This window comes from Streptomyces silvisoli, from assembly GCF_029269905.1.
Lineage (GTDB): Bacteria > Actinomycetota > Actinomycetes > Streptomycetales > Streptomycetaceae > Streptantibioticus_A > Streptantibioticus_A silvisoli_A.
Genome location: NZ_JARJBC010000066.1, coordinates 1 through 1,229 on the forward strand (window position 1 = coordinate 1; position 1,229 = coordinate 1,229).

Annotated in this window: 2 protein-coding genes; both read right to left on the reverse strand. The window is 61.7% G+C overall.

Translation table 11 applies throughout. From position 1 onward, the window contains the following. Positions 1-491 precede the first annotated feature (491 nt). Positions 492-881: a hypothetical protein gene (locus P3G67_RS35705; protein ID WP_276097231.1), complete on the reverse strand. Its 390-nt coding sequence runs from the start codon at positions 879-881 to the stop codon at positions 492-494. A gap of 7 nt (positions 882-888) precedes the next feature. Continuing rightward, positions 889-1,071 (reverse strand): hypothetical protein, encoded by a 183-nt coding sequence (locus P3G67_RS35710; RefSeq protein ID WP_276097232.1) that lies wholly within the window; start codon positions 1,069-1,071, stop codon positions 889-891. Positions 1,072-1,229: the final 158 nt, after the last annotated feature.

Here is a 1,229-nt window from a genome sequence, read left to right on the forward strand (position 1 = left end):
GTATCAGGGCGAACACGCTCGTCAAGGCCAGGTAGGGCAGTCGCAGCAGCACCGGACCATCCTGGCGCCGGCCGGACCCGGTCGGCAATCACCGAGCGAGGCCCCCACTGTTACGGCCGACTGGCAGGGACTCACGACAGCGCCCACACGCGGCGTGACCAGCGCGGACGAGGATTCTGGCACGTACAGCGTTGCACAGCAGGGACATCATCGTCCTGATGCCGCAGGCGCGAGTCCGCGGCAGGAATCGCACAAGAGAGCTGTTTGTGCAGCACCCGCTGCGACCTGCGGAAATGAGAATCCCTGCCGAAGAACTCTTCGGCAGGGATTCCGACTAAGCACACTACCCCGTCAGATAATTGACCTGGGTTGATGATGCAAACCTTTTCCATCCGGTCGTGAACTGCGACATCTCGTCGGTGGGAAACTCGTCAGCAATCGGGGGCAGATTGCTGCTCCCGCAAACGGCCCGCAGACATCCGCAGCTCCTGCTACCTCTTCGAGACCATCGAAATGCCGCCCACTGCAAGGGAGAACATCCGGGCAAGCACCCTCCGAACATCCGGGTCTCGATCGAGTCGCTCCAGCGATTCAAACCTCGCCGGATCGAGATCGATCGTGGCAATTCCGCCAGTATCCTTGCCATCTACGGTCGAGAACAGAAGGAGACACCGGTACGCCCGCACAGCTCCTCCTCGCTCCTCGCGCATCAGCGACTGGAGGACGACGGCTTCTTCCTTGACCTGGCTGCGGAGTGCGTCCACGGAGGTCCACCGTGTCGCCCAGCCTTGGTCCTCCGCCTCCAACTGGATCTCGAGCAGAGTATCGAAGCTGATCTGACACACGCGGAAGTCGGGGTCAGTCGAATGAATCATGGCCATCAGAGCATTACTCCCCGCCGTAGACGTCGATACGGATTGGTGTGTCTGGGTCGATGCGCCCGTCCTTGACCCTGTTTTGGAGTTCGTCCCAGCGGTGATGGCCTCCGAGAATCGTCCCGTCGCGTGAGACGAGAATTCCATCTCCCTCTGGGGCGTTGTTGATGCCGTCCAGAAGTTCGTCGTTGCTCAATTCCTCGTGGTACCACTGCGACGCCGGATCCGGGTGTGTCCAGCCAGTGGTGTAACTCGGTTGTCGGGTTCTAGCGGCGGGCGGCCGAGAGTCGTCCGTCGAAGGTGATGTCGAATGCCTGCAGCGCTGGCTTCCAGCGGATCGCCCAGCGCCGCCGT